The sequence below is a fragment of the Zarconia navalis LEGE 11467 genome, assembly GCF_015207075.1.
GTDB classification, from domain to species: Bacteria; Cyanobacteriota; Cyanobacteriia; order Cyanobacteriales; family Geitlerinemataceae; genus Zarconia; species Zarconia navalis.
Map to the genome: position 1 here is coordinate 1 of NZ_JADEXN010000347.1, position 5934 is coordinate 5934.

Sequence of the window (5934 nt, forward strand, 5' to 3'; positions counted from 1 at the left end):
CTTCTCGGACAAATTCCGTCAGTTCCAGCCGCTCGGTTTCTGGTTGCATCACGGCTTCGAGTCCTTCGATAAACTTGTAGTAGGCGACGATTTCCCGCGCCCAGCCCCCGCAATGCCGCCGAATTCCAAAGCGATCGAAAACCTCTCGCAACCGTTGTACCCAATTCGATCGCGTCTCTTTTTTCTTCCATTTCAATACCGACAAATCGATCCCCACGGTTTTGCCTAATTTCTGCCACTGGCGAAGACCTTGGGGATGGCGCGATCGAATCTCGGGCCACAGGGTTTTCAATTTCCCTCCAGCCAGGGGATGACTCAGTAGTTTGGTCGTCGCCTCGAAGGGAAAGTTACTGCCGACGACTTCCAATAGCAGCCGAATCCACGCCCCCAACCGAGTTGCGGCTAGAGGAACGGGGTACAATGCCCGCACCGGTAACTCGTACTCCCACGCCACATCGAGAACCATCGGGCCGTAAGCGGCATCATCTCGGGCAACCAGAACGATATCCCCCGCCGCCACCCCATCGCTGAGAAGTTGTTTGACTTGGCCTAAAACGCCGCGAACTTCAGCTTCTGGGTTGGGGTAGCTGTGGAGATGGGGAGATGCTGTAGGGGCAAAGCATTTGAGCGATCGATTATCGGTTAAACCAAACTTAGACTTCCAAATGCTTCGCCCTCTTCGGGGGGATGGGGAGAAAGAAGGGGGAGTATTTTTGTTGTCAAGTTTGCGATCGCGTTTCTTCTTTTTCTCGAATTCTGTTGGGATATTTTCAACGGGTGCATTTTCAACAATCTCCCATCCTCGTTCTTGCAGCCAATCGATGGCAGCGCGATTATCGGTAAATATATCCTCTGCTTCCCAAGGTAAAACCATGACGCTACCTTCAGCAGCGATCGCATCGATAAATGCCAATCGATCTGGGCGGGGTTGAAAATATCCGTAAACGAATAAAGGTTGTCGATCGCAGTTTAGATCGAAACTTAAACGGCTGGCATACCATAAAAGTTGTGCTGGGTCGATCGCTTTTTGAAGAGCGAGTTGCTGTTGGTAAGTGCGGATGAGGTGGGCGAGTTGTCGAACTTTTTGCTGCGATGCCGAGGCGAGGGCTTCTAAGTCAATTCCGGCGCGAAGGATAGATCGAACTGCCCCAGAAAATGCTCGCGCCGTTCCTTCGATATCTGTTGGGTCGATCGCCTTTTTGACTGCGGTTTGTAGGGTTCGGTGGGCGAGCAAAACCGGGGCGATCGCCATCCCGTTTTGTTGGCAAATTTGTTGGGCGAGAGTTTCTAACTTCTGGTGGGGAACATTTAGCGATCGGGCAATGGGTAGCGTCGGTGTAATAACCGTTAGCCGATCGTCATCGATCGTCATCTCGCTAGATAAATGGAGGTAAACCGTTCGCGTCATAAACTCTCCAGGGCGATCGAAAAACTCGCGGACAACGGCGAGGGTTTTAAGAATTGAAAATTCGATCGTATATTCAAAACGATTTTTACATCATCTCACAATTGGGAAACTCATATGAAAGAAGACAGAAAAATTTCTGAGTTGACACCACAGCAAGAAGCTCAACTCGATGCCTATAAAAGAAAATGGCAACAGGTTGCACTTTCAACCACTCCGATTGACAAACAGAATGTAAAGCAAGCCATCGAAGCTATATACGAAAAAACGGTAAGTCATGAATTAGAGATATATTTTTTCGATAGCCCAGAAAAGGTAGCAAATTTAAGTTTTCTGACTCGGGTCTACCCCCAGGAAAACTGGTCTAATCCCAAAAAGCTAAATAACCTGATTCGTCAAGTTGAGAAAGACTTATCTAAAAAAATTCTCTTGCCTCGAACACTGTTCGAGAATATCCAGAATCCATTACTTGAAGCAATTACGAGGCAGCTCGATATTGAGTTATGGCATCACCTCGAGCGAAGGTTAAGTTTTCAGTCTCCTATTTCAACCGTTATTCATCAAGAACTTCGAGGAAAAGAAAAATTATCTCCCATTTGGAAATTAGCCAAACCCGCTCAAAAAAAGCGATTAGAAGGATTGTGGCGTTTTTTATCCTTAGCAAACTTGCAAAAGCCGGGCTACTTATGTAGTCGATGCTGTATTTTTGACTACTGCATCAACGAGTTAAAATGCTCTGTCCCAGAAAAGCCTTGGCAAATTTTAACAACATTCGTGGCTGAATGTGGTTGGACATTTTTCTTTTATGATTTTTGCTTTACTTGCGATCGACCTTGTAAATTAATCTTGGACGAGCAGAATAAACCACATTCAGAGAATGAAGCCGCAATTCAGTTCTCCGATGGTTTTCACGCATTCGCTCAATAGGGTCATTCTATCGAGAGACAATCGCTAATTCCTTAAATTTCTGGATCGATTCCCATCTGGCGTAACTGTTCGGCTAAGCGTTCTGCGCGTTGTTTAGCCAGCTCAGCCTCCTGCTTGGCACTTTGGGTTTCTTGCTTGGCAAGTTCGGTTTCTTGTTTGGCACTTTGGGCTTCTTGCTTCGCCTCCTCCGCTTCCTCCTGCGGTAGCGCAATCCGTTCTCCATTGAGTTTCATCCACCGCAGCCATTGTCGAGTTAACCCTTGATAGATTCCCCGCCATAATCCCAAACTTAACCCCAGTTCCGGTACGAAACCTCGTCCATCTCGTAAATTTAAAGGCTGATAGCGTCCGTTAACCAGATGAAATCCTTGCAATCGATCGGTGTAGCGATCGAAAATAAAATAGTAAGGAACTTGCAAAATCTCTTCATAGACTTGCCATTTCGTCGGTGGTTTTCCCGGCTGGGATTCAGTTTCGCCGAAGTCTTCATCTTCCGTTCCCGGCGAAAGCAACTCGACGATAACAAACGGACTTATCCCTTCTTGCCAAATCACGTAACTCAACCGCGAATCCCACTCTTCGTACAGCCGAGAAACTCCCACCACTCCAAACCAATCGGGACGTTTGTACCACAGGGGATGGTTTACGTCGTAGTACAGGTTCATATCCATCGCGACGAAGCGGCGGGTTTCACTCCAGTTCGGTGGTTGGAAGGTAAATTGCAATAGCTGCGGTTGCAAGCCGTGAAACTCGTCGGGCAAACCGGGTTCCTCTGGATTTTCGCTGGGTAAATCGTACATTGTCGGCAAATCTTGCCGCAATTGAATGGGAGTGGGAAGGTGCATCGTCATAGCTTTTTGGGGTGACAGAAGCTGATTTTATTTTATATTGCTTTAACCTCAAACGGATAGATACAAAGTAGGAGTTTCTCAAAAAAAATCCGTTACAAGATTGACGTTTCTAATTAATTAGCTCATCTAAAGAAATTTTCAGAAAATCGCACAATGCTTTGGTTTGTTCTAGATAAAGCTTAGGAATATATCTGCCAGCTTCCCAATTTTTCACGGTCGTTACCGTCACACCTAAAGCATCAGCAACTTGCTGCTGAGTTAAATTTAGCGACTTGCGTCGTTGTTTTAGCTTTTCCCCTACGCTGCTCATTCACTATCCGATGATAGACATTTTATGGATAAGTTGACTTAACCAAGGTCGATCGGTAGTATGAGAGCAGAACGTCAAAAGGTCAGAAAGCCAGTGCACTTGGGCTACCAACCGATCGGCACTGGCTCTGGCTCTCATACATGATGGAGACAAATTCATTATGCCTTACAAAGAACGCCTTTATCCTTGGGTACTGATTCGCTTAGTCCCCAAAATGCAACGATTGACTATCGGTCAGTTTCAGACTCGTTCTGACCGATAGTCATCTCAAAATTCTACGTCGTCTGATTCCTGGCGGGAAATTTGTAGTCGTATTCGATCCGAATCCTCTACAGTTGCCGCAAGCTTATACTAGTAACAATTCATAAAAGCAATTATTCAGATATCAGGTAGAATTGATAACTCTGTAAAAGCGGGTTTTGAAAAATCTTAAAAAACTTACTCAACTCTTAGTTCAAAACTTGCCCTTTTCCTTCTCTGAAATAGAACTTGAATTCTGACATAGAAAATATTCTCTCCGATTTGAGACTCGCTCAAGTCGTGTTGTTTTTCCAGTCAAGTTTCCAGTCAAAAAATATCGAATTCTGCTAATATTAAAAGTATGCGCTCCATCATCGGTCATTAAAAAGATGACATTACCTACAATTACTGAAAATTCAATTTCTCTGTGTGCGGGAGACGAACTCATTCTGCGCTTTAGAACCTGGCAGGACTACGAAACGTTACTCAGCCATCGAGAAGATAAAGCAGGATTGAGGATTCGCTACAACGCGACCACACAAGAAATTAGAATTCTCTCCCCCTTACCCAGACATGGTAAAGAAGCAAATCTACTCGCAGATTTTGTTAAAGCATTGCTGCGCTATGAAGAAAAAGACTGGCAAGCATTTACCCCTATCACTTTAAAGCGAATCGATCGACAAGGAATCGAACCCGACTACTGTTTTTATCTTGAAAATCGCGATCGCATTTTAGGAAAAGAACGCATCGATCTAGAAATCGATCCACCGCCGGATTTAGCGATCGAAGTAGACCTCACCTGTATTAGTAGTCCCGAAGATTATCAAGTAATTTCACCGCAGGAACTCTGGATTTATCGTCAAGAAGAATTATCAATCTATCAGTTCGAGGAACGGGAGTATCGAGAGTCTCAAACCAGTCGGTGGTTTCCCAAATTCGATCTCAAAACATTAATTCCGAAATATTGCGATCGGGGTTGGAAAATGGGTTCGAGTGTAGCCTTGCGAGAGTTTGAGAAAGCGATCGCATTCTCATGATTTTCGCTCTTAGCCAAATAGTTCGTGACGCTTTTCCTTCCTTCCGAGATTCTCTCGAACTCGCAATCAATCTTCTGCTTCCCCGATCGATCGATATCCGACTTCCGCGTATTACCGGTAGATTGCGATAAAATTGGCTGTTAGGCTCCTTCTACGCCGAGAATTCCAATCTCAACATACTGATGGCAGACGAACCAAAAGAGGCAACCCAGACCGATCGAAAACCGACTCCTAAACCGAGTATCTGGCAGTCCCAGCGAGAAAATATTCAACTGGCGATCGTCGCTTTGGGTTTAGCGTTCCTGATTCGCACCTTTATCGCCGAACCCCGCTACATTCCTTCCGATTCGATGCTACCGAGCTTGAGAGTCAACGATCGACTGATTATTGAAAAAGTATCCTACGATTTTCGCACCCCCCAACGAGGCGAAATCGTCGTGTTCAGCCCCCCTTCTCAACTGCAACGCCTCGGGTACGACAAGGGTCAAGCGTTCATCAAGCGCACCATCGGTTTACCCGGTCAAACTGTCGCCATCCACGACGGTCGCGTTTACATCGATGACGAACCCCTCCAAGAGGACTACATTGCCGAACCGCCTGCCTACGACTGGGGACCGCAAATCGTACCCGAGGATAAGATATTTGTGATGGGAGATAACCGCAACAACAGCAACGATTCCCATCTTTGGGGCTTTTTACCCCAAAAAGACATTATCGGTCGGGCGTGGGTGCGCTTTTGGCCCTTTGCTCGTATCGGTCGCATCTAGCTGCATCTCAAAAATATGGCAATCGGAGTTGTTTTAGAGAACGTCTACAAAAGTTTTTCCGATCGCGCCTCGGCCACTTCGAGGAGGTCTCCAGATTCCAAAGCCACCGATCGCACCACTCCAGAAAACGCCTCCCTAACGGTATTGCGACGGATTAACCTCACGGTGAGATCGGGAGAGTTCATGGTTCTGGTGGGGCCGTCTGGTTGCGGTAAAAGTACCCTCCTGCGGCTGATGGCGGGGTTAGAATCCCTCACGGGGGGCAATATCTGGGTGGGAGAGCAGTTAGTGAACGATTTGCCTCCCAAACAGCGCCGCATGGCGATGGTATTCCAAAATTACGCCCTCTACCCCCACCTGACGGTTTACGATAATCTCGCCTTCGGACTGCGGCACA

7 protein-coding genes are annotated in these 5934 nt (G+C 46.5%); 4 read left to right on the forward strand and 3 right to left on the reverse strand.

Annotated features, from left to right (window positions below):
* Positions 1 to 1408 (reverse strand): PD-(D/E)XK nuclease family protein (locus IQ235_RS16620; protein WP_502652922.1); only part of this gene is annotated, 1408 nt, incomplete at its 3' end.
* A gap of 114 nt (positions 1409 to 1522) precedes the next feature.
* Here IQ235_RS16620 and IQ235_RS16625 point away from each other — a divergent pair.
* Positions 1523 to 2332, forward strand: coding sequence for a hypothetical protein (locus IQ235_RS16625; RefSeq protein WP_264322547.1), 810 nt, complete (start codon positions 1523 to 1525; stop codon positions 2330 to 2332).
* 32 nt (positions 2333 to 2364) lie between these two features.
* Here the strand turns inward: IQ235_RS16625 and IQ235_RS16630 are convergent, their stop codons facing one another.
* Both IQ235_RS16630 and IQ235_RS16635 read right to left on the reverse strand, forming a co-directional pair.
* Entirely contained in the window at positions 2365 to 3183 is an 819-nt protein-coding gene (locus tag IQ235_RS16630) for a Uma2 family endonuclease (protein ID WP_264322548.1), read from the reverse strand.
* Positions 3184 to 3292: 109 nt separating this feature from the next.
* On the reverse strand, positions 3293 to 3493 hold the full coding sequence (locus IQ235_RS16635) for a helix-turn-helix transcriptional regulator (RefSeq protein WP_264322549.1): 201 nt from the start codon (positions 3491 to 3493) through the stop codon (positions 3293 to 3295).
* Between the two features lie 629 nt (positions 3494 to 4122).
* Between IQ235_RS16635 and IQ235_RS16645 the strand changes: the two genes are divergently transcribed.
* The 3 genes from IQ235_RS16645 to IQ235_RS16655 all read left to right on the forward strand — a co-directional run.
* A complete protein-coding gene (locus IQ235_RS16645; protein ID WP_264322550.1) occupies positions 4123 to 4770 on the forward strand; it encodes a Uma2 family endonuclease in 648 nt (215 codons plus the stop codon).
* A 182-nt stretch (positions 4771 to 4952) separates the two neighbouring features.
* Complete coding sequence (gene lepB / locus IQ235_RS16650; RefSeq protein ID WP_264322551.1) at positions 4953 to 5537, forward strand: signal peptidase I; 585 nt, start codon at positions 4953 to 4955, stop codon at positions 5535 to 5537.
* A 15-nt stretch (positions 5538 to 5552) separates the two neighbouring features.
* Positions 5553 to 5934: ATP-binding cassette domain-containing protein (locus tag IQ235_RS16655; protein ID WP_319592609.1), on the forward strand; the 382-nt coding region annotated here is incomplete at its 3' end.